The sequence below is a fragment of the Serratia sp. 4542 genome (genome assembly GCF_016805595.1).
In the GTDB taxonomy this organism is placed as follows: domain Bacteria; phylum Pseudomonadota; class Gammaproteobacteria; order Enterobacterales; family Enterobacteriaceae; genus Serratia; species Serratia nevei.
Window position 1 is genome coordinate 740,655 of sequence record NZ_RXKV01000010.1, and the last position, 20,753, is coordinate 761,407.

The window sequence follows — 20,753 nt, forward strand, 5'->3', positions numbered from 1 at the left end:
TGGTAAACCGAAAACCGGGTTTTATTTGAACAGATCGGCGCTGACGGTCAGGTTGCCGCCGCTCTTGTTCTGCCACTGACGGGTGACGTGGTAGTACTTGGCGCCTTTCTCGGCCGCGCGTTTCGCCACTTCGGTGGAGACATCGGTCATGCTGTTGAAGTGGCCGGTGAAGGTGACGGAATCGAACGGCACCATCTGCGCGGCGGTCACGTTGTTCACTTCCTGGATCTTGGTGCCGTTAGGCAGCGTGACGGTATAGCGCTGGCCGGTAGAGGACTGGGTTTCGAAGAAACGGCCCACGTCGCGGCTTGGCGAACCGGAAGACGCGACGCCAGGAATTTCGACTTTCGCGGCAGCGGCGCCACCGGCGGCCAGCGCGGCGCGGCCGGCGTCAGAATCGGCCGGAATGGCGTCCGGGCTCTGCACGCGGCGTTTTGGCGCATCGGCCTTATAGATGTAGGCGGTGACGAACTGGTTACCGCCGGAGTTGGCGTCAACCTGGCGCACGATGAAGAAGGATGCAGCGCCTTTTTTCTTCGCTTCTTTGGAGATGGCGTCGTTGATGTCCGGCTGGCTGCGGTAGAAACCGCTGACGCTCACGGTATCGTAAGGCTCCAGCAGATAGGCTTCATCTTTAGGCAGTTCGTTCACGCCGTTAAATACGCGGTATTTTGGTGTTTTGCTCACTTCTGGCGCATCTTTATGATAAAGGTCTGCGGTGACGCGCCAGTTGCCGCCGTTGTTGCTGTTGTTGCTGTCCTGGATATAGAAGGAATCTGCACCCAGTTTGTCTGCACGGCGGGATACGGCGTCGACGGCTTCATTGATGGCATTGAAGCGGCCGGTAATCGTGATGCGATCAAACGGCTTCAGCGCCGCTGCTTTCTCAGGAGTTAACTCTTGCGCCGCATGAGCAGACAGCGCGGTGAGTGATAACAAGGCTGACGCGATGATCGTGGTCTTCAGCTTCATAAAAAATCCTTTCGCCTAGCGCATTAACGTTTATAACGTACTGAACTGTTTAAGTGTAATTCAGCCGTCGATTATTACATGTAATTCTGAAAACTGTCTCAGCATTTTATGTTATCCCGTGCGACAAATCGCCGACGTTGACGCGGGCCGCACGGATGGCGCCATCGTCATAAGTTTCCATAATAAAGGCTCTGGTGTCATTAATGTTAATTATTCACAAAATGATAACTTTTATGCTTTTTCGCCGCGCATGGCCATAAATCGTTACGCCGAGCGTAAACCTCTTGTCACGCAGAATGCGCTGTTCTGTATGGGTTTTTTCACGGTAAATTGCGATTTGTCATATCACGCGCGGCGTTTTTATGTAAAAACAGAGCTGAATGCGTAAGCAATTATGGATCATCGACCTTATTTTCAGTAGGTTATAGTTGGCGTCTGAAATCAGTGCGGGCAAGTTAACGCCTCGCTCGCCGCTGGCGTCATGCTATGGGCAGGAAAATAATAAACATCATCCAAGACAGGTGAGAAGGGAACATTATGCGTATTGGTGTACCAAGAGAGCGGTTGGCCAATGAAGCCCGGGTCGCAGCCACGCCGAAAACGGTGGAACAACTGCTGAAGCTGGGTTTTACCGTCGCGATTGAACGCGGGGCGGGCAAACTGGCCAGTTTTGAGGACGTCGCCTACGAAGCCGCCGGTGCGGCGCTGGTCGACGAAAGCGAAGTGTGGCAGTCGGATCTGATCCTGAAAGTCAACGCGCCGAAAGACGACGAGATCGCCTTGATGCGCGAAGGCAGCACGCTGGTCAGCTTTATCTGGCCGGCGCAAAACCCCGAATTGATGGCCAAGCTGGCGGCGCGCAACGTCACCGCGCTGGCGATGGACTCGGTACCGCGCATCTCGCGCGCCCAGTCGATGGATGCGCTGAGCTCGATGGCCAACATCGCCGGCTACCGCGCGATCGTCGAAGCGGCGCATGAGTTCGGCCGCTTCTTCACCGGCCAGATCACCGCCGCCGGCAAAGTGCCGCCGGCCAAGGTGATGATCATCGGTGCCGGCGTGGCCGGCCTGGCGGCGATCGGCGCCGCGGGCAGCCTCGGCGCCATCGTGCGCGCCTTCGACACCCGCCCGGAAGTGAAAGAGCAGGTGCAGAGCATGGGCGCGGAATTCCTCGAGCTGGATTTTGAAGAGGAAGCGGGCAGCGGCGACGGCTACGCCAAAGTGATGTCCGAAGCCTTTATCAAGGCCGAGATGGCGCTGTTCGCCGCTCAGGCCGCGGAGGTCGATATCATCGTCACTACCGCGTTGATCCCGGGCAAACCGGCGCCGAAGCTGATCACCAAAGAGATGGTGGCGTCGATGAAACCGGGCAGCGTGATCGTCGATCTGGCGGCGCAAACCGGCGGCAACTGCGAACTGACGGTGGCCGACACCATTACCGTGACCGACAACGGCGTGAAAATCATCGGCTATACCGACCTGCCGAGCCGCTTGCCGACGCAATCTTCGCAGCTTTACGGCACCAACCTGGTCAACCTGCTGAAGCTGTTGTCGAAAGAGAAAAACGGTGAGATCGACATCGATTTCGACGATACGGTGATCCGCGGCGTTACCGTGGTGCGCAGCGGTGAAGTCACCTGGCCTGCGCCGCCGATTCAGGTCTCCGCCCAGCCGAAAGCGGCGCCCGCCGCCGCACCGGTGGCCAAACCCGAAGCCAAACCGACCTCGCCGTGGCTGAAGTACGGCCTGATTGCCCTGGCGATCCTGCTGTTCGGCTGGCTGGCGGATGCGGCGCCGAAAGAGTTCCTGTCGCACTTTACCGTGTTCGCGCTGGCCTGCGTGGTCGGTTACTACGTGGTCTGGAATGTCAGCCATGCGCTGCATACCCCGTTGATGTCGGTCACCAACGCGATCTCAGGGATTATCGTGGTCGGTGCGCTGTTGCAGATCGGCCATGGCGGCTGGGTGAGTTTCCTCTCCTTTATCGCCGTGCTGATCGCCAGCATCAATATTTTCGGTGGGTTCACCGTCACTCAGCGCATGCTGAAGATGTTCCGCAAGAACTAAGGGGTAACAAATGTCTGGAGGATTGGTTACAGCTGCATACATTGTTGCCGCTATTTTGTTTATTTTCAGCCTGGCGGGCCTGTCGCGCCATGAAACGTCGAAGCAGGGCAACCTGTTCGGCGTCGCCGGTATGGCGATCGCGCTGATCGCCACCATTCTGGGGCCGGATTCCGGCAACGTCGGCTGGATCATTATCGCCATGATCATCGGCGGCTCGATCGGCGTCTATCTGGCCAAGAAGGTCGAGATGACCGAAATGCCGGAGCTGGTGGCGGTGCTGCATAGCTTCGTTGGCCTGGCAGCGGTGCTGGTCGGTTTCAACAGCTACCTGGATCACGGCGCGCCGATGGAGCCGGTGATGGCGAATATCCATCTGACCGAAGTGTTCCTCGGTATCTTTATCGGCGCGGTAACCTTCACCGGTTCGATCGTCGCCTTCGGCAAGCTGCGCGGCATCATCTCTTCCAAACCGCTGATGCTGCCGAACCGCCACAAGCTGAATCTAGCGGCGTTGGTGATCTCGTTCCTGCTGCTGGTGGCGTTCGTGCGTACCGACAGCGTGGGCTGGCAGGTGGTGACGCTGCTGCTGATGACGGCGATCGCACTGGCGTTCGGCTGGCATCTGGTGGCCTCGATCGGCGGCGCCGACATGCCGGTGGTGGTGTCGATGCTCAACTCCTACTCGGGGTGGGCGGCGGCCGCGGCGGGCTTCATGCTGAGCAACGATCTGCTGATCGTCACCGGCGCGCTGGTGGGCTCTTCGGGTGCGATCCTGTCTTACATTATGTGTAAGGCAATGAACCGCTCGTTTATCAGCGTGATCGCCGGCGGTTTCGGCAGTGACGGTTCGTCTACCGGCGATGCCGAAGAGATGGGCGAATACCGTGAAACCACGGCGGAAGAGGTGGCCGAGCAGTTGAAGAACTCCACCTCGGTGATCATCACGCCGGGTTACGGCATGGCGGTGGCGCAGGCGCAATATCCGGTGGCAGAAATCACCGAGAAACTGCGGGCGCGCGGCGTGAAGGTGCGCTTCGGCATTCACCCGGTCGCGGGGCGTTTGCCGGGCCACATGAACGTGCTGCTGGCGGAGGCGAAGGTGCCGTACGACGTGGTGCTGGAGATGGATGAAATCAACGAAGATTTCCCGGATACCGACACCGTGCTGGTAATTGGCGCCAACGACACGGTGAACCCGGCGGCATTGGAAGATCCGCGCAGCCCGATCGCCGGCATGCCGGTATTGGAAGTGTGGAAAGCGCAGAACGTGATCGCGTTTAAACGCTCGATGAACACCGGCTACGCCGGCGTGCAGAACCCGCTGTTCTTCAAGGAGAACACCCAGATGCTGTTCGGCGACGCCAAAGACAGCGTGGAAGCGATTCTGCGGGCATTGCAGAAGTAGTTGAGCAACCAAAAAAACGGGCCGCTTATTAGCGGCCCATTTTTTTATGCGTGAAGGCTAATCTTCGTCGTCGTGCTCATCGTCTTCATCCGCCTCGATCGGGCAGTTGAAGTTCTCCGGCTTAATCACCAGCAGATCGCATTTCAGATGGTCGATCACATGTTCCGCGGTGTTGCCGATAAAGGCCGCTGAAATGCCGGTGCGGCCCAGGGTGCCCAGAACCACCACGCCGGCCTGCAGGTGTTCGGCCAGATCGGGGATCACCTCTTCCGGCAGGCCTTTTTCCACGTGGGTGAACTCTTCCTTAATGCAGAATTTCTGCCGCAGCGCCTTCATGGCGATCAGATGCTGGCCGCGGATGGCGTCGTTGTAGACGCTCGGATCGAAGTCGGGCAACTCGATGGCGATGTTGATCGGGGTAACGGGATAGGCGCCGACCAGGTGAACCTCGGTCTGGTTGACGTTCTGCGCCAGTTCGACGGTTTCTTGCACCAGTTTGATATTGAGCGGGTCGTGATAGGGTTCTTCGCTGGCCAGGTTGACCGCCACCAGCGCTTTGCCGCCTTCTGGCCAGGGTTGGTCTTTTACCATCCACACCGGGCAAGGGCATTTGCGCAGCAGGTGCCAGTCGGTGGGGGTGAAGATCACCGACTCCAGCCGGTCGTGCTGGTGCGCCATTTTCAGCAGCAGATCATGTTGGCCGGAAAGCACTTCCTGAATGATGGCTTCGAAGGGGCGGTTATGCCAGACCACTTTGATTTCGATCGGCACGCCGTCGTTGAGATAGAAGCGGCACTGCTCGTTGATCCAGGCGGCGCGTTGGCTGATCACACCTTGCCGCATCGCCGTTCTTTCGTCCGGGGAGAGCAGGGTCGTCATTTCGTAAGAGAAGTCATAAATGGGCAGGAAGGCTTTGATGCGCCCGCCGTTCCGTTTTACCAGGTACACGGCGCGGCGCAATGCCGGCTGGTCGTCCTGATTGGGGTCAATAGCCACCAGAAGATTCTGATACTTCGCCATAGGGCCTCCTTACAGCTGAAATCAACAGTCTGTTAATTTACAGAGTAACCCAACATTGAAAAACAGAACAACAACAGAAGCGTGCCGGATCAACAATTTCGGTGAAATGTTGATCCGGCAGGGGAATCAGGCGTTGACGGTCACGTTGATGCGTGGCGTACCGGCCAGCACCGACAGGGCGTCGGCGTTTTCGATGGTGATGTATTTGCCTTTCACGCTGAGGATTTCGCTTTTCTGGAAGCGGCCCAGCAGGCGGCTGATGGTTTCCACCGTCAGGCCGAGGTAGTTGCCGATGTCGCCGCGGGTCATGGTCAACCGGAACTCGCGCGGCGAGAAGCCACGCTCCGCGAAGCGGCGCGACAGGTTGTAAACGAACGCCGCCAGGCGCTCTTCGGCATTTTTCTTCGACAGCAGCAGGATCATGTCCTGGTCGCCTTTGATCTCGCCGCTCATCAGTCGCATGATCTGCTGACGCAGATTAGGCATTTTGCCGGACAGATCGTCGAGGGTTTCGAATGGGATCTCGCACACCATCGAGGTTTCCAGCGCCTGAGCGAAGCTTGGGTGCTTCAGACCGCCGATGGCGTCGAAGCCCACCAGGTCACCCGCCAGGTGGAAACCGGTGATCTGCTCGTCGCCTTGCTCGGTGATGGTGTAGCTTTTGATGGTCCCGGAACGGATCGCGTACAGCGATTTCAGCTCGTCGCCGGCCTTGAACAGGGTCTGGCCTTTCTGGATGGGCTTTTTCCTCTCGATAATGTTGTCGAGCTGGTCCAGCTCGTGGGCATTAAGGGTGAAAGGAATGCACAGCTGGCTGATGCTGCAGTCCTGGCAATGGATCGCACAACCACCAGACTGGATACGACGAATCACGCGTTTTTCCGGGATCATAGATTACGCTCATTCAATAATTGATATGAGTCAATTTTAACATCTTTTGCTGCAGCTGATAAGGGTGGCATTAGCATGAATAGGGGTATTGTGTGCGAATTTTGCGCACACATGCCGCCGATTATTCTGTATCGCGCTGAAGTCGCTAGATTTATTTGGCACTTATGCGCAACGTGCGGTCGCCATTCCGGCGGCATAAGGCAGGGCAATCGGCGCGGGTGGTCTGCGCGGCTCGCATTGACAGGTTTTAGCGGCGTGAATCAATCATCCTTTGACACATTTACTGGCGAAAGCTTGTCGCATTCATCCGAATCCTCACCGCAAAGCCGCGCCGCATCGGCGTTAAGCTGAAGGTCAGAAAGGCAGGTGAACGATCCTGTTCGGGAGTGGATGATGAAAAAGCGCATACTGTTGATGGCGGCCGCCGCGGTGTTGATGACGGCCAGCGCCGCCGCCTTCGCCCACGGCTATTACGGCCACGGCTACTACCGGCACGGCTATTATTACGGCGGGCCGCGCGTGGTGATCGGCGTGCCCTGGGGGCCGCCGCCGCTCTATTACCCGCCGCCGCCGGTGGTGTATGTCACGCCGCCGCCGCCGCAGACCTATATCGAAAAGCCGCCGAGCTATGCCTACTACTGCCGCCGCCCGGCGGGCTATTACCCCCAGGTGCCGCGTTGTCCTGACGGTTGGATGAAGGTGGTGCCAGACGGTCCGTTCTCCCGGTGATTAAAGGCGGTGCGTGATGAGACACTCTTTTGCTTTCCCGATAGTGGCGCTGGCCGGGCTGTTGGCCGGCTGCGTCTCTGCGCCTTCCGGGCCCGGGGTCACCGCGCTGCCCGGCACGGGGAAAAGTTACGAACAATTCAATCGCGATGAGGCCATGTGCCGCGGCTATGCGCAAAACAGCCTTGGCGGCGGCGCGCAAACGGCGGCCAATTCGGCGACGGGAACGGCGGTGGCGGGAACGGCCGTCGGCGCGGCGGCAGGGGCGTTGATTGGCGCCGCATCCGGTCATGCCGGCCCCGGCGCGCTGATCGGCGCGGGCGGCGGGTTGCTGGTCGGCAGCGCGATGGCCAATAACTCGGCCTGGCGCAGCAGCGATGACCTGCAAGACCGCTATGATACCGTGTATACGCAGTGCATGTACGCCAAAGGTAACAAGGTGCCGGTGGCCTACGGTTATGGTGAGGCCACCTCATCGCCGGTGCCGCCGGACTACTATCCCGCCGCCCCGGCGGAGGGCGTCCCGCCGGACTATGTGCCGCGCTAGCGCGAGAGCAGATCCTGCGGCAGGTAACCTTCGTGCTGCAGCAGCCACTGCTTGCGCTGCACGCCGCCGGCATAGCCGGTCAGCGCGCCCTGCGAACCGATCACCCGGTGGCAGGGCACCACGATGCTGATCGGATTCGAACCGTTGGCCATGCCGACCGCGCGTGAGGCGGTCGGGCGGCCGATACGTTGCGCCAGCTGGCCGTAGGTCAGGATCTCGCCGCACGGGATTTGGCGCAGCTGTTGCCACACGGTGCGTTGGAACTCGGTGCCGGCGGTCATCACCGGCAGCCGATCGATAATGCCCAGTTCCCCGGCGAAATAGCGTTGCATCGCGTCGGTCAGCCCGCTGGGATCGCGCTGCTCGCGCAGGGTGAAGCGATCGGCGCGGTAGTGGGTATTCAGCAGCTTCATCAGGCGCGCTTCGTGATCGGTCCAGTCAATCGCCCGCAGGCGCCCCTGTTCATCGGCAATCAGCACCAGTTCTCCCACCGGCGTGGCGGTACGATCAATCAAAAAAGTCTGCATCTGGATCACTCCTCGGGTTGGTATGGCGATTATCGCATGAAAGCGGGGGAAGCGATGGCGGATTTCGGACATGCTGATGGGCAACCGCAGGGTTGCCCAAATAGCCGGCTCAGGGTAAGCCGGCGAGTCATTGTACGTTAAATTTATAAAATAAATTTATAAGTCATCAAGACAAGTCGTGTCTTGTTTATTATTTCATCAGACATTAACGCGTTGGCGTTACTTATAGCTGATGGTCACGCGCTTTAAATGGGGATCGTTATTCACCATTTCGCTGGTGACGGCAGAGACTAATTCTTTTGGCATTTCTTTTAACGAAGAGGAAATATACCCGTTCTGATATTCCGTCACTTTACCGAAGCAGTTGGAGATAAGCTGTTCATCCTGATGTGTGATGGTGCAGGCCGGGGTGGTAATGGCGCCGGTGAAGCGCACGACGCCGGAGGCGACCGGGCTGCCGGAAAGCGGTTTTGCTTGCAGAGCGAAGGGCAGAATGACCAATGCGCTTAATACGGCTAAGTAATGGTTCATACGCTGTTCCTCTCAGAGTAAAAATGCTGCCAATTAAAAAACAAGCACGCTTGTTTTCATCAAATAAGCTATTTCGCCTGGCGAAATAAAAACGAATGAGCAAAAATCCTACTGCCTGCATCCAATGAATTTGATAATAGGGAGGTAGGGTGAGTAAAACCATGATTTGGATCATAGTGAAGACCGGTTAATGGTTTCCGGCGCGGGCAGGGTAAAAGGCTGTGATCGTTCTCTCAGGAAAGCGGGAAATGGCGGGATGTTTTCGCCCCCGTGGTGCAGCCACGAAACCGGGGGCGAGCGCGGGGTTACAGCATGCCGCTGCTGCCGCAGATGCGGATCTTTTCCGCCACCACTTCTTTCATCGCCAGCTTGCCGGGGACGATATATTTGCGCGGGTCGTTGGCATCCGGGTGCTGTGAAAAGTAGCTTTTCACCGCATCGGCGAAGGCGATTTTCAGTTCGGTGGCGACGTTGACCTTGCAGACGCCGAGCGAGATCGCGCGTTTGACCATCGCCTCCGGAATGCCGGAGGCGCCGTGCAGCACCAGGGGCACGTCCACCTGTTCGCGGATCAGCGCCAGGCGCTCGAAGTCCAGCTTCGGCTCGCCGTGATACAGGCCGTGGGCGGAACCGATCGCCACCGCCAGCGAATCGATGCCGGTGGCGGCGACGAACTCGCGTGCCGCCACCGGGTCGGTATAGAAACTGTCCGCCGTATCGACGATCAGATCGTCTTCTTGCCCGCCCAGGCGGCCCAGTTCCGCTTCCACGCTGGCGCCATAGCGGTGGCACAAGGTGACCGCAGCAGCCACTTTGGCGATGTTCTGCTCGAACGGCAGATGGGAACCGTCGATCATCACCGAACGGATGCCGCTTTTCACCTTGTGCTCGATGTCGTCCAGCTCTTCGTGATGATCCAGATGCAGCGCCAGCGGCAAATCGTAGCGGTGCGCGGCCGATTGGCAAATGCCGATCAGGTAGTCGGTGCCGGCGTAGCTGAAGGTGCCGGGCGTGCCGGCCATGATCACCGGCGAGCGCAGCTCGGCGGCGGTTTCCGCCACCACCTGCACGGTTTCCAGATTGTGAACGTTAAACGCCGGGACGGCGTAACCCTGGCGCTGCGCCTTGAGCAGCATTTCTCGGTTGGCTATCAGATACATGGGATCTCCTTACTGCACGGGGGAAGGGAAACGGTAAATCGTCACGCCTTTCACCACCCGGTTAACCTCGCCGGTGGGGCAAGGGTTGTCTGGGGTCAGCCCCAGCGCCAGCGAACTCTCGAAGGCCAGCATCTGGGTGAACAGCAGATACGGGAACAACAGCCAGATATCGTCCGTGGCCTGATGCATAGGCAGCAGGGCATCGGACGGTGTCCGGGGCTGGCCGGTCAAACCGACCAATTGCATCGCCAACCCGTCGCGCTGCAGCTCGTTCCACAGATCGCGGTCATACTGGCGGGCGTAGTCGTCGTGGGAGAACATCACCACCACCAATGTTTGGCCGTCGACCATAAATTTCGGGCCGTGGCGCAGGCCGAGCGGCGAGTCGTAGCGCGTCACGATGCGCCCGGCGGTCAGCTCCAGCATCTTGAGCGAGGCCTCTTCCGCCAGGCCGGTAAAGCAGCTGCCGCCGAGGGTGATATAACGGCGGAAACCGCTGGCGGCCAGCGCCTTTACCTGTGGCTGCAGCGTTTCGCGCAGTGCGCGGCAGCGCTGCACCATGGCGTTCAGCGGCGCCTGGGCGGCCTCGAGCGAAAGCGGGCCGAGCAGCAGCGCGGCGCTCAGCATCATGCAGCTGAAGCTGGAGGTCATGGCGAAGCTCTGATCGTTGGAGCCTTGCGGCATCACCAGCGAACAGACGTTGTCGCGCCGATGCGCATACTGCGCCAGCTTGCTGTCCGGGTTGCAGACCAGCATCAGGTGGTAGCTTTCCGGCAGCAGTTGGTCGGCCAGCTCCACCGTCGCCACGCTTTCCGGGCTGTTGCCCGAGCGGGCGAAGGAGACCAGCAGCGTCGGCCGCTCAGGATCGAGATACTGCCGCGGGTTGGCGACGATATCGGTGGTGCCGTAGGCCGCCACGTCGCGGCCGGTTCGTTCGCGCAGCCAGGGCGCCAGGGCGCGTCCGGCGAACGCCGAGCTGCCGGCGCCGCACAGCACGATTTGCAGCCGAGGATTGGCCAACAGCGGCGCCAGGAACGGCTGCCACTGCGCCTGTTGCTCCTGCAGTTGCCGATGCAGCGCCGCCCACAGATCCGGCTGCTGCCAAATCTCTGCGGCGGTGTGCCAGGCGTTGCGCTGCTTCAGCCAATCCGCCTCGTAAGAGAAATACGCGTTCATGATGACAACTCCTTAAAAGCCTCGGTTAACGGTCGGCGATAATCACGTCGATCCCTAAATGGTGCAGCGCCTGCAGATAGTGTTCCGGAATGCGGCCGTCGGTGACCAGGCGGTGGATCTGGCCGATTTCGCGGATCATGCAAAAGCTGGTGCGGCCGAATTTGCTGGCGTCGGCAATGGCGATCACTTCGCGCGCCACCTCGCACATCACGCGGTTCAGCTGCGCTTCGCCCGGATCCGGCGTGGTGATACCGCCCGCCAGATCGAAACCGTCGACGCCGAGAAACAGCTTGTCGAACCGGTACTGGCGCAGCTGCTGTTCGGCGGCGGGGCCGTACAGCGACCAGGCCTTGCGGCGCACGCTGCCGCCGACCACCATCAGATCGATCTGCTCGTTGTTGGCCAGCTCGAAGGCGATGTTCAGCGCGTTGGTCATCACCACCAGATCCTTTTTCCCCGCCAGCTGCGGCGCCATCTGGCTGGTGGTGGAGCCGGAGTCGAGGATGACGGCGTCGCCGTCTTCAATCAGCGCCGCCGCCGCGCAGGCGATGGCGTGTTTTACGTCGCGGTTGATGCGGCCCTTGTCCTGCAGCGGGCGATCGAAGGCGAACTGTTTGTTCAACATGGCGCCGCCGTAAGCGCGCACCGCGCAGCCGTGTTTTTCCAGCTGGCGCAGATCGCTGCGGATGGTGACGCTGGACACCGAAAACTGCTGGCTGAGCTGTTCCACGCGCACCGAGCCTTCGCGGCACAGCTGGTCGATAATTAATTCCCGGCGTTTTGCGGTATTGATCATTAACGCAGACTCCTGATTTACCTGTAGCCGTGCCCGACCGCGGCTTAATAAGCCGCAGCGATACCGACCGGAGCGCTTTCAGTTGTTCGTGGCGAATTACAGCAAACGAAACACTGAAATGCAATCGATTAATTTTAAAATATCTATATCTATCAGTTGGTTATATTTAATTTTGCTTTCGGTTTAGCGGTAACCGAAAGCGGTATTAACACAAAGTGAAAACGGCAAATTCGTTATTTTTCAGTCGACAATTCTCGCGATGGCTTTATTCGGCCCTGCGACGGCGAAAGCCGCAGCGATCATTCGACAGCCGCCGGGCTTTCACTGTTTTTTTATGCCGCCGCCTGTAATAGCGCCGCGCCACGCACGCCGCTGCTGTCACCGTGCACCGGCGGGAATACCGCTGCCGGTTCCACGCCCGGCAGCAGCCAGTGCCGCATCGCCGCCGGCAGCAGCCGATACAGCTCGCCGACGTTCGACAACCCACCGCCCAGCACGAAGGCATCGACGTCCAGCAGCAGCTGCAAACCGGCCAGCGCGCTGGCCAGAATGTCGACGTAGACGGTCATCAGCCACTGTGCGAGCGTATCCCCCGCGCGATAGCTGGCGACCAGCGCCGGCACGTCGGCGGCCGGATGGGCAAAGTGGCGGCTCAGCGCCAGCAGCCCGCTGCCGGAGACGTAGCGTTCAAAGCAGCCGGTCAGCCCGCAGTTGCAGCCGAACAGCGGCAGATCGTAACGCTGCGCCAGCTGGGCGGAGATCGGCATATGGCCCCATTCGCCCGCCAGCCCGTTGCGCCCCTTGTGCAATTGCCGGTTCACTACCAGGCCACCGCCGGCGCCGGTGCCGATGATGGCGCCGAACACCAGCGGCAAATGGGCGGTTTGCGGCGTGCTGGCTTCCGACAGCGCGAAACAGCGGCAGTCGTTCTCGATGGCGATCGGCCGTGCCAGCGCCTGCGTCAAATCATCCGCCAGGCAATGCCCGGTCAGGCAGGGCACGTTGACCGCCAGCTGGCGGCGGCTGACGGGATCGGTGATCCCCGGCAGGCCGATGCCGATGCTGCCGCGCGTATGCAGCTCGCGGTCCGCCTGCTCGACCAGCCCGGCGATGCAGGCCACGAACTCGCCATAATCGCCGGTTGGGGTGCGCACGCGCTGAAGCAGCACCTGATTGAGCCGGCGATCGTAAGCGGCCATTTCGATCTTGGTGCCGCCGATGTCGAAGCCGTAACGCATCTCTCTCGTGCTCATGGTCAGGCTCCGTTCAGGGCGATCACCGCCGCTTCGCGGCGCGCGCGTTCGGCGGCGAACACCATCAGGTGGCTCTCCAGCGCTTCCGCCGGGCCGGCCAACACCTGGCTCGGATCGTTGGTGCGAATGGCCGCGATAAAGTGCTGCATCAGGTAGTAGTCGCCGCCGCCGTGGCCGGCCATGGCGTGCAGATCCTGGCCGGCGTCGGTGTCGTAATGCGTTTCGCCGTCGTCGAGGAACGAGGTGATGCGGATATGGCGGCCGTCGCCCTCCAGGCAGCCGCGGCTGCCGAAGATGCGGGTGTGGCGATCTTCGTGGCGGGTAAAGGCCGTCATGGTGAACGACGCGGTGCGGCCGCCGGCGAACTGCATGTTGACCACCTGATGATCGACCACGTTATTGTCGCAGCGGTAAACGCAGCGGCCATAGGGCCCGTCGCGCAGCGCCGCCCGCAGCGTTGTCTGGTCGGGTTCTGGCGTCAACACGCGCAGAAAGCCGGGCGTGGCCTTGTGGTCGTCGCCCAGATAGATGCGTTTGGCGGAATAGGGGCAGGACGCCTCCACCGCGCAATCCAGGCAGTTGTCCGCCGCGCCGGCCGGTTGGTTGTCCTGGCGGAAGTGGCGCAGGTTGCCGAAGGAGCTGACCTGTTCGCAGGGCTGCTCCATCACGTAGCGGATCCAATCGATGTCGTGGCAGGATTTCTGCAGCAGCATAAAGGCGGCCTGCCGATCGTTGCGCCAGTTGCCGCGCACGAAGGAGTGCGCCTGATGCCAGTAGCCGACCGGCTCCAGGTGTTGCAGGCTGACGATGTCGCCGATCGCGCCGTCGCGCAGCAGCTGCTTGAGCTTTTGGGTATAGCGGGTGTAGCGCAGCACGTGGCCGACCGAGAAGATCAGCTTTTGGCGCACCACCTCGGCGACGATGGCGCGGCACTCGTCGGCGTCCGGCGACAGCGGCTTTTCCAGCAGCATGGCGTAGCCCTGGCGGGCGAAGGCCAGCGCCGGTTCCAGGTGCATCTGATCCTGAGTGCAGATCAGCACCGCGTCGGCCAGCTTGCCGGCATCGGCGGCCTGGCGCCAGTCGGTGAAGACGTTTTCCGGTGCGATGGCGTGCTGCGCCACGAACTGCTCGCGGTAGGCGTCGCGCGGTTCCGCCACCGCCACCACCTGCATCAAATCGGGGTGCGCCAGCGCATAGCGCGAGTAGATTTCACCGCGCGCGCCGGCGCCGACCACCAGTACCTGCACCGGGCGCTGGGCAACGTTGTTGGGTTGTGTTGACGACATTGCTGATACTCCGCTGTTGTTATTTGAGGTTTTGGCCGCTGAGCTCGTCGAACAAATGCGCGCGCGTCAGATCGAATGCCAGATGAACGCTTTCGCCGAGGCGCGGCTCCCAGTCCGGCAGCGACGCCATGCGCAGCACGAAGCGCAGGTCGGCCAGCTCGCAGTGCAGCAGCTCTTCGTTGCCCATGCGCTCGATGGTGACGATCTGCGCCGGGAAGCAGTTGGCGCTGCCGGGCGCGCACAGCCGCAGGGACTCCGGCCGGATACCGAGGCACACCCGCGCATGCGGATAATCCGTCAACTGTCGCTGCAGCGCCGGCGGCAGCTCGAGCGGGTGCTGCAGGCCGATGCGCAGCCGCACCGTTTGGCCGTCGCGCACGATCGCCAGATCGTGCAGGTTCATCGACGGGCTGCCGATAAACTCGGCGACGAAACGGTTGGCGGGGTGGTGGTACAGGTTGATCGGTTTATCCACCTGCATGATGGCGCCGCGGTTCATCACGCAAATGCGATCGCCCATGGTCATCGCTTCGACCTGATCGTGGGTGACGTACACCATGGTGGCGGCGGCGCCTTCCTGCTTCAGCTGATTGTGCAGTTCGATCAGTTGCACGCGCATCGACACCCGCAGCTTGGCGTCGAGGTTGGACAGCGGCTCATCGAACAGGAACACTTTGGGCTTGCGCACGATGGCGCGGCCGACCGCCACCCGCTGGCACTGGCCGCCCGAGAGCTGGCCCGGCTTGCGCTGCAGCAGGTTGGTGATCTCCAGCTTTTCCGCCGCGTCGCGCACCCGGCGGTCGATCTCGGCCGTGCTCTCTTTGCCGATCAGGCCGAACGCCATGTTCTTGTACACCGTCATATGCGGGTACAGCGCATAGTTCTGGAACACCATGGCGACGCCGCGATCCTTCGGCATGCTGTCGTTGACGCAGCGATCGTGGATCAGGATCTGCCCCTCGCTGACGCTCTCCAGCCCGGCGATCATCCGCAGCAGGGTGGATTTGGCGCAGCCGGACGGGCCGACGAACACCATAAATTCCCCGTCCTCAATGTCCAGATTGACGCCGTGCAGCGCGTGGAAACCGTTGGGGTAGACTTTTTTAACGCTGTTTAACTGAATTCCGGCCATGTCATTTACCTTGTCTGCGCGTTAGCCTTTCACCCCGGCGCTGGCGATGCCCTGGATGAAATAGCGTTGGAAAATAATGAACAGCATCAGCATCGGGATCACCGCCATCAGCGCCCCGGCCATCAGCAACGGGTATTCCACCCCGGCGCGGCTGGAGAGCGAGGCGAGGCCAACCGGCAGCGTCAGCTTCTCGGTAGTGGTATTGACGATCAGCGGCCACATCAGGTTGTTCCAGCTCCACAGGCCGTTGATGATGACGCAGGCGATAATGCCCGGCCGGATCAGCGGCAGCATGATGCGCCAGAAGATGGCGAAGTAGCTGTAGCCGTCGATCAAGGCCGCTTCTTCCATCTCCTTCGGCACCGCCAGAAAGAACTGGCGCAGCAGGAAGGTGGCGTAGACGCTGAAAATGCCCGGCAGCACCAGCCCGGTGATGCTGTTGACCAGCCCCAGCTTCTGTACCACCAGAAATTGCGGGATCAGAAACGCCTGGCCGGGCACCATCAGGATCGACACGCACACCAGGAACACCGCGTCGCGGCCGCGAAAATGCAGGCGCGAGAAGCCATAGGCAGCCAGGGTGGCGATCGCCATCTGCAGGGTGACGGTGAAGAAGGTCGCCAGCAGCGAGTTGAGATAAAAATCGGCGAACGGGATTTCGTGCATCACCCGGCCGTAGGCCTGCAGGCTGGGGTGCGCCGGCAGCAGCGTCAGCGGGATCTGGATGCTCTCGGCCTGGGTTTTCAGCGAGGTCACCAGCATCCAGATAAAGGGCACGACCGAGGCCAGCGCCGCCAGCCCCATAAACAGGTACACCAGCGTTTTCTTGCTTGCGTTCATGTGCAGCTCCTCAGCTGACTTTCAGGCGCTTGCCGATCGCCATTTGAATCAGGGTGATCACCAGCGTGACGGCGAACAGCACCACGGTGATGGCGGAGGCGTAGCCTTTTTCCTGCAGGTAAAACGCGTACTTGTAGAACAGGTTGGTGACGGTCATCACGTCGTTTTCCACCAGCGCGCGGTCGAACATCAGGAACACCACGTCGAAGATTTGCAGGATCTCGATAAAGCTCATCACCGACACGAAGAACAGCGTCGGCACCATCATCGGCAGCGTGATGCAGAAGAAGCGCCGCAGGGTGCCGATGCCGTCGATATCCGCCGCCTCGTACAGCTGGCGCGGAATACTCTGCAGCCCGGCCAGCAAAATGATGATCTTCAGCGCCAGCGACGACCAGATGATGATGATGGACACGCTGATGCGCACCACGTCCGGATCGGACAGCCAGGCGACCGGCGCAATGTGCAGCAGGCCCAGCGCCTGGTTGATCAGGCCGAAATCCTTGTTGAACAGCCATTGCCACACCATGGCCACCGCCGCGGGCATGGTGACCGCCGGCAGGAACAGCAGGGTGCGCAGCAGGCCTTTGCCGCGGATGTTCTGGTTGAGGCCGATCGCCAACAGCAGCGACAGGCTCAGGCTGATCGGTACGCACACCACCACGTAGAACAGGGTGTTGGCGGCGGCGGTGTAGAAGTCGTCGTCTTCGAACAGGTTGAGATAGTTATCGACGCTGATGCTGCTCCAGCGCATGAACTGATTCAGATCGGTAAAGCTGTAAAAAATGTTCTGCAAAAAGGGGATTAGGTAAAACACCGTGACCCCCAACAGCAGCGGCAGGATCATCACCCAGCCCCAGAAGCGTTCGGCGCGTTCGAGCCGATTGAGCGCGGGGCGGGCGGTGCGCCGGGATGATTTCAGGGTGACCGTAGCCGTTTCTGCCAGCGACATGTTGCCATTCCTCACCTATCACTTTCAGCGTGGGTCCACCGCGGCGCACACTCGGGGTAGCGCGCCGCGGCGGGGCGATTACTGCTCCATGACGCGCGCGATCTTCTTGACCGACTTGTCCATTTCCTGCTTGGCGTCCGCGCCCATAAAGATTTTCTTCAGGCTGGCGATCCACATGTTCTGCCATTTCGGCGTATTGGTGCCGGCGGTGGGGTAAGCCTGGGTCACTTCAAGGGTCTGGATATAAGGCGAGACGTCGACTTTCTGGATCTGCTGCGCCCAGACCTTGGCCGCCGTCTTGTTGGCCGGGATCACCACCTTGGCCAGCTCCGCCTGCGAGGCTTCGCTGCTCATGAAGGCGATATATTTCCAGGCGGCCTGTTTGTGGGCGCTTTTGGCCGACATGGCGAAGGCCAGGCTGTGCGCTACGCCGGACTGGCGTTCAATTTTCGGCATCATTACCACGCCGATGTGATCGTTGATCAGCGGGTTGTTGGCGAACGGCGCCGCCAGCCAGGAACCGGCATAGACCATCGCGGCGCGGTTGGACTGGAAGATGTTCTCGGTTTTGACTTCGCTCATTTGCTGGGCGCTCGGCATCAGGCCGTCTTTCATCATGCCCTGCAGCTGCTGGTAGACCCAGATGGATTTGTCGTTGGCGATGTCGGTGGGTTGGCCGTCTTTCGGTACGATGTGATTGCCGTTTTGGAACAGCAGGTTCATATAGCTGTCCTGGCCGTCGATGCTGAGATCCATCACCAGCGGGAAGGCGGCGCCTTTCAGCCCGCTTTTCAGGGCGGTGGCTTTGTTTTTCAGATCGTCCCAGCTCCAGTCGCTGGTGGGGTAGCTGACGCCGGCCTGATCGAACAGTTTTTTGTTGTACCACACGGCGATGGAGTCGACGTCGCGCGGAATGGCCATCTGTTGGCCGTCGTACTGGTAGGCTTTCACCGAACTGGCGACCACGTCGTCCAGCTGAAGGCCGCTGTCCTTAATATAAGGCGCCAGCGGTTCCATAATGCCGTTTTTGGCGTATTGCACAAAATAAGGCATATTGATCCAGAATATATCCGGCGCCACGCCGCCGGCGGCGGCAGAATCCAATTTAACGAAATATTGCGCAGAGGGCGTTAATTCTATTTCTATTTTTATATCCGGATTGGCCTGTTCAAAGCGTTTGGCGATCTCCTGTTCGGCAGGTAATTGGTTTCTGTCCCAAACGGCATAGCGTAATGTTATTTTATCTGCGGCGTGGAGCAGGGTGGGTAATAATAATGCGCTGGCAAGAATAGAGTGCGCCAGCAGGCGTCCGGTATTTTTTATCGGTGACATTGCTTTCCCCTCGGTGAGCGACGAATAACGTTTTTCGCAACGTAAATTCTTTCTATCCCTTAACTTTCAATGTGTCAATACACCCCCGGATGCCCAAAAATGGGGCGAGAATGTTTCGTTGTTGTTAAAATCGAAAGGCTTTCGCGGCCAAGTGAAAGGTGGGTTTGTTCACATCTCGTTAACCTGTTGATGGGTTTTCTCCCTGCTGTCGCGGCATTTAGCGGCCCTCGCCGGCATAGGAATAACTGATAACCCTTGCACCATAATGGGGATTAAAAACATTTTTATTGTGCAAGCATCAGCTTCTTTCATTTTTGTGATGCAAATAAACAAAAAAATCGGGTCGCGGCAGTCAAAGAAGGGTATGGGAACGATTTTTATTACCGGCTATTGTCTGTGGCGATAAAAGGCGCTAGCCTGAATCTCATCGTGTTTATTCATTAAAAATAAAGAGGGCCGAACATCATGCGCCTGTCTCTGGTATTTACTCATTGCCTGGAGAAAGTATTTCATCGCCACAGCGTGCCACCTATTTCAGTGGAGGAACGGCTGAGCGGGTTAAATAACGAGGTGCTTTCCTGGCAGGCGGTGTACTGTTTGCAAACGCCGGGCAACGAAACCCGTCATGAGCTGTGTTATCAACTCGACGGGCCGCTGGTGGAGTATATCAGTGTGCGCCAGGTGCAATCGGTGCCGAGCGGTTTTCCCTGTTATCGCGAGACCGACGAGAATTACCTGACGACCGAGCCGGGGTTATTTCCCGATCCGCTGATGCCGCTGCCGCAACGGCGTTTTTTCGCCGCCTGCCGCTATTATGGCAGCCTGTGGCTGACCCTGACGCCGCCGGCCGACGCGAAACTGGCCGGCGACTTTCCGTTGACCCTGCGGCTGCTGGATGCCCAGAGCGGCGAGGCGCTGGCCGAGGCCACGCTGACGCTGCATCTGGTGCCGGCGGCGTTGCCGCCGCAAACGCTGTTGCACACCGAGTGGTTGCACACCGACTGCCTGGCGGATTACTACCGTCTGGCGGTGTTCAGCCCGGATTACTGGCGCGCAGTGCGCCACTTTGTGCGCTGTGCGGTGCGCGCCGGGGTCAATATGCTGCTGACGCCGCTGTTTACGCCGCCGCTGGATACCGCCGTCGGCGGCGAACGCACCACGGTGCAGCTGGTGAGGGTGACGCGTTCGGCGCAGGGGTATGGCTTCGATTTCAGCCGCCTGGCGCAGTGGGTGGCGCTGGCGCAGGAAGAGGGCATCGAGCACTTCGAAATCGCGCCGCTGTTTACCCAATGGGGCGCGGCGCATGCGCCGAAGATCGTGGTGGAGGAGCAGGGCGAGGCGCGACCGCTTTTCGGCTGGCACACCGATGCGCAGGGCGAACCGTATCAGCGTTTCCTGCAGGCGCTGCTGCCCGAATTGACCGCCTGGTTCCGCGAACGGGGGCTGGAACGGCAGGTGTGGTTCCATGTTTCCGATGAGCCGACGCTGGACAACCTGGCGGCCTATCGGCGCGCCGCCGCCGCGCTGCGGCCGCTACTGGACGGCTTCCGCACCTTCGACGCGCTGTCGGATTTCGCTTTCTATCAGCAAGGCCTGGTGGAAACCCCGGTCGCCGCGACCGATCATATCGATCCCTTTATCGAACACCGGGTGCCCGGCCTGTGGGCCTATTACTGCTGCGTGCAGAAAACCGAGGTCGCCAATCGGTTCTTCGCCCAGCCTTCGGCGCGCAACCGCATATTGGGCGTGCAGCTGTATCTGTACCGCATTGCCGGCTTCCTGCATTGGGGATTCAACTTCTATAACAGCGCCCATTCGCGCGAGCGCATCAATCCGTACGCGGTGACCGACAGCGGCCATGCGTTTCCCTCCGGCGATCCGTTCGTGGTCTATCCGGGCGAGGATCTGCAGCCGGTGGAGTCGCTGCGCCTGCGGGTGCTGCACCAGGGGCTGCAGGACATGCGTGCGCTGCAGCTGCTGGAGAGTCTGACCGACCGGGCGACGGTGGAGGCGCTGATCGAACGCGAGCTGGGCATGCGCATCACCTTCAAGCGTTATCCGCACCAGGCCGGGCCGCTGCTGCGCCTGCGAGAAGCGGTGAACCGCCGCATCGAAGCGTTGCTGGCGCCGATGTGAGGTC

General features: G+C 60.2%; 19 protein-coding genes. 5 read left to right on the forward strand and 14 right to left on the reverse strand.

Annotated features, from left to right (window positions below; translation table 11 throughout):
- Positions 1 to 21: 21 nt before the first annotated feature.
- On the reverse strand, positions 22 to 972 hold the full coding sequence (gene ydgH / locus EKL15_RS15780) for a DUF1471 family protein YdgH (protein ID WP_049198294.1): 951 nt from the start codon (positions 970 to 972) through the stop codon (positions 22 to 24).
- 537 nt (positions 973 to 1,509) lie between these two features.
- On the opposite strand from ydgH, the gene pntA reads away from it, so the two are divergent.
- Together pntA and pntB are read left to right on the forward strand one after the other, a co-directional pair.
- On the forward strand, positions 1,510 to 3,039 hold the full coding sequence (gene pntA / locus EKL15_RS15785) for a Re/Si-specific NAD(P)(+) transhydrogenase subunit alpha (protein ID WP_197780143.1): 1,530 nt from the start codon (positions 1,510 to 1,512) through the stop codon (positions 3,037 to 3,039).
- Between the two features lie 10 nt (positions 3,040 to 3,049).
- The gene (pntB, locus tag EKL15_RS15790) at positions 3,050 to 4,444 is read left to right on the forward strand and encodes a Re/Si-specific NAD(P)(+) transhydrogenase subunit beta (protein ID WP_049198296.1); all 1,395 of its coding nucleotides are present in this window, start codon (positions 3,050 to 3,052) and stop codon (positions 4,442 to 4,444) included.
- Positions 4,445 to 4,501: 57 nt separating this feature from the next.
- Here the strand turns inward: pntB and uspE are convergent, their stop codons facing one another.
- Both uspE and EKL15_RS15800 read right to left on the reverse strand, forming a co-directional pair.
- Positions 4,502 to 5,464: a universal stress protein UspE gene (gene uspE / locus EKL15_RS15795; protein WP_004938281.1), complete on the reverse strand. Its 963-nt coding sequence runs from the start codon at positions 5,462 to 5,464 to the stop codon at positions 4,502 to 4,504.
- Between the two features lie 126 nt (positions 5,465 to 5,590).
- Entirely contained in the window at positions 5,591 to 6,355 is a 765-nt protein-coding gene (locus EKL15_RS15800; protein ID WP_004938278.1) for an FNR family transcription factor, read from the reverse strand.
- Positions 6,356 to 6,748: 393 nt separating this feature from the next.
- On the opposite strand from EKL15_RS15800, the gene EKL15_RS15805 reads away from it, so the two are divergent.
- Positions 6,749 to 7,084, forward strand: coding sequence for a hypothetical protein (locus EKL15_RS15805; protein WP_060418645.1), 336 nt, complete (start codon positions 6,749 to 6,751; stop codon positions 7,082 to 7,084).
- A 16-nt stretch (positions 7,085 to 7,100) separates the two neighbouring features.
- Positions 7,101 to 7,628 (forward strand): glycine zipper family protein, encoded by a 528-nt coding sequence (locus EKL15_RS15810; RefSeq protein WP_164113063.1) that lies wholly within the window; start codon positions 7,101 to 7,103, stop codon positions 7,626 to 7,628.
- Here EKL15_RS15810 and ogt read toward each other — a convergent pair.
- From ogt to EKL15_RS15865, 11 genes are all read right to left on the reverse strand, one after another.
- Positions 7,625 to 8,155, reverse strand: a complete 531-nt coding sequence (ogt, locus tag EKL15_RS15815; protein WP_060418648.1) for a methylated-DNA--[protein]-cysteine S-methyltransferase — start codon at positions 8,153 to 8,155, stop codon at positions 7,625 to 7,627. The two genes, EKL15_RS15810 and ogt, sit on opposite strands and share 4 nt — an antisense overlap.
- Positions 8,156 to 8,374: 219 nt before the next feature.
- A complete protein-coding gene (locus tag EKL15_RS15820) occupies positions 8,375 to 8,686 on the reverse strand; it encodes a hypothetical protein (RefSeq protein WP_049198300.1) in 312 nt (103 codons plus the stop codon).
- A gap of 305 nt (positions 8,687 to 8,991) precedes the next feature.
- The gene (locus tag EKL15_RS15825; RefSeq protein ID WP_049199756.1) at positions 8,992 to 9,846 is read right to left on the reverse strand and encodes a tagatose bisphosphate family class II aldolase; all 855 of its coding nucleotides are present in this window, start codon (positions 9,844 to 9,846) and stop codon (positions 8,992 to 8,994) included.
- Between the two features lie 9 nt (positions 9,847 to 9,855).
- A complete protein-coding gene (locus EKL15_RS15830; protein ID WP_084827743.1) occupies positions 9,856 to 11,022 on the reverse strand; it encodes an SIS domain-containing protein in 1,167 nt (388 codons plus the stop codon).
- A 25-nt stretch (positions 11,023 to 11,047) separates the two neighbouring features.
- Positions 11,048 to 11,818, reverse strand: coding sequence for a transcriptional repressor AgaR (agaR, locus tag EKL15_RS15835; RefSeq protein ID WP_087762745.1), 771 nt, complete (start codon positions 11,816 to 11,818; stop codon positions 11,048 to 11,050).
- Positions 11,819 to 12,150: 332 nt separating this feature from the next.
- Positions 12,151 to 13,056 carry an ROK family protein gene (locus EKL15_RS15840; RefSeq protein WP_087762746.1) on the reverse strand — a complete coding sequence of 302 codons (906 nt, stop codon included), beginning with the start codon at positions 13,054 to 13,056 and terminating at the stop codon, positions 12,151 to 12,153.
- 17 nt (positions 13,057 to 13,073) lie between these two features.
- Positions 13,074 to 14,357 carry a Gfo/Idh/MocA family protein gene (locus EKL15_RS15845; RefSeq protein ID WP_060439857.1) on the reverse strand — a complete coding sequence of 428 codons (1,284 nt, stop codon included), beginning with the start codon at positions 14,355 to 14,357 and terminating at the stop codon, positions 13,074 to 13,076.
- A gap of 19 nt (positions 14,358 to 14,376) precedes the next feature.
- Positions 14,377 to 15,489 carry an ABC transporter ATP-binding protein gene (locus EKL15_RS15850; RefSeq protein ID WP_203089877.1) on the reverse strand — a complete coding sequence of 371 codons (1,113 nt, stop codon included), beginning with the start codon at positions 15,487 to 15,489 and terminating at the stop codon, positions 14,377 to 14,379.
- Between the two features lie 21 nt (positions 15,490 to 15,510).
- Complete coding sequence (locus tag EKL15_RS15855; protein WP_102984614.1) at positions 15,511 to 16,329, reverse strand: carbohydrate ABC transporter permease; 819 nt, start codon at positions 16,327 to 16,329, stop codon at positions 15,511 to 15,513.
- Between the two features lie 10 nt (positions 16,330 to 16,339).
- Positions 16,340 to 17,281 carry a carbohydrate ABC transporter permease gene (locus EKL15_RS15860; RefSeq protein WP_047730640.1) on the reverse strand — a complete coding sequence of 314 codons (942 nt, stop codon included), beginning with the start codon at positions 17,279 to 17,281 and terminating at the stop codon, positions 16,340 to 16,342.
- Positions 17,282 to 17,359: 78 nt separating this feature from the next.
- Positions 17,360 to 18,613: a sugar ABC transporter substrate-binding protein gene (locus tag EKL15_RS15865; RefSeq protein WP_087762749.1), complete on the reverse strand. Its 1,254-nt coding sequence runs from the start codon at positions 18,611 to 18,613 to the stop codon at positions 17,360 to 17,362.
- 465 nt (positions 18,614 to 19,078) lie between these two features.
- Between EKL15_RS15865 and EKL15_RS15870 the strand changes: the two genes are divergently transcribed.
- Positions 19,079 to 20,749, forward strand: a complete 1,671-nt coding sequence (locus EKL15_RS15870; RefSeq protein ID WP_203089878.1) for a DUF4091 domain-containing protein — start codon at positions 19,079 to 19,081, stop codon at positions 20,747 to 20,749.
- Positions 20,750 to 20,753: the final 4 nt, after the last annotated feature.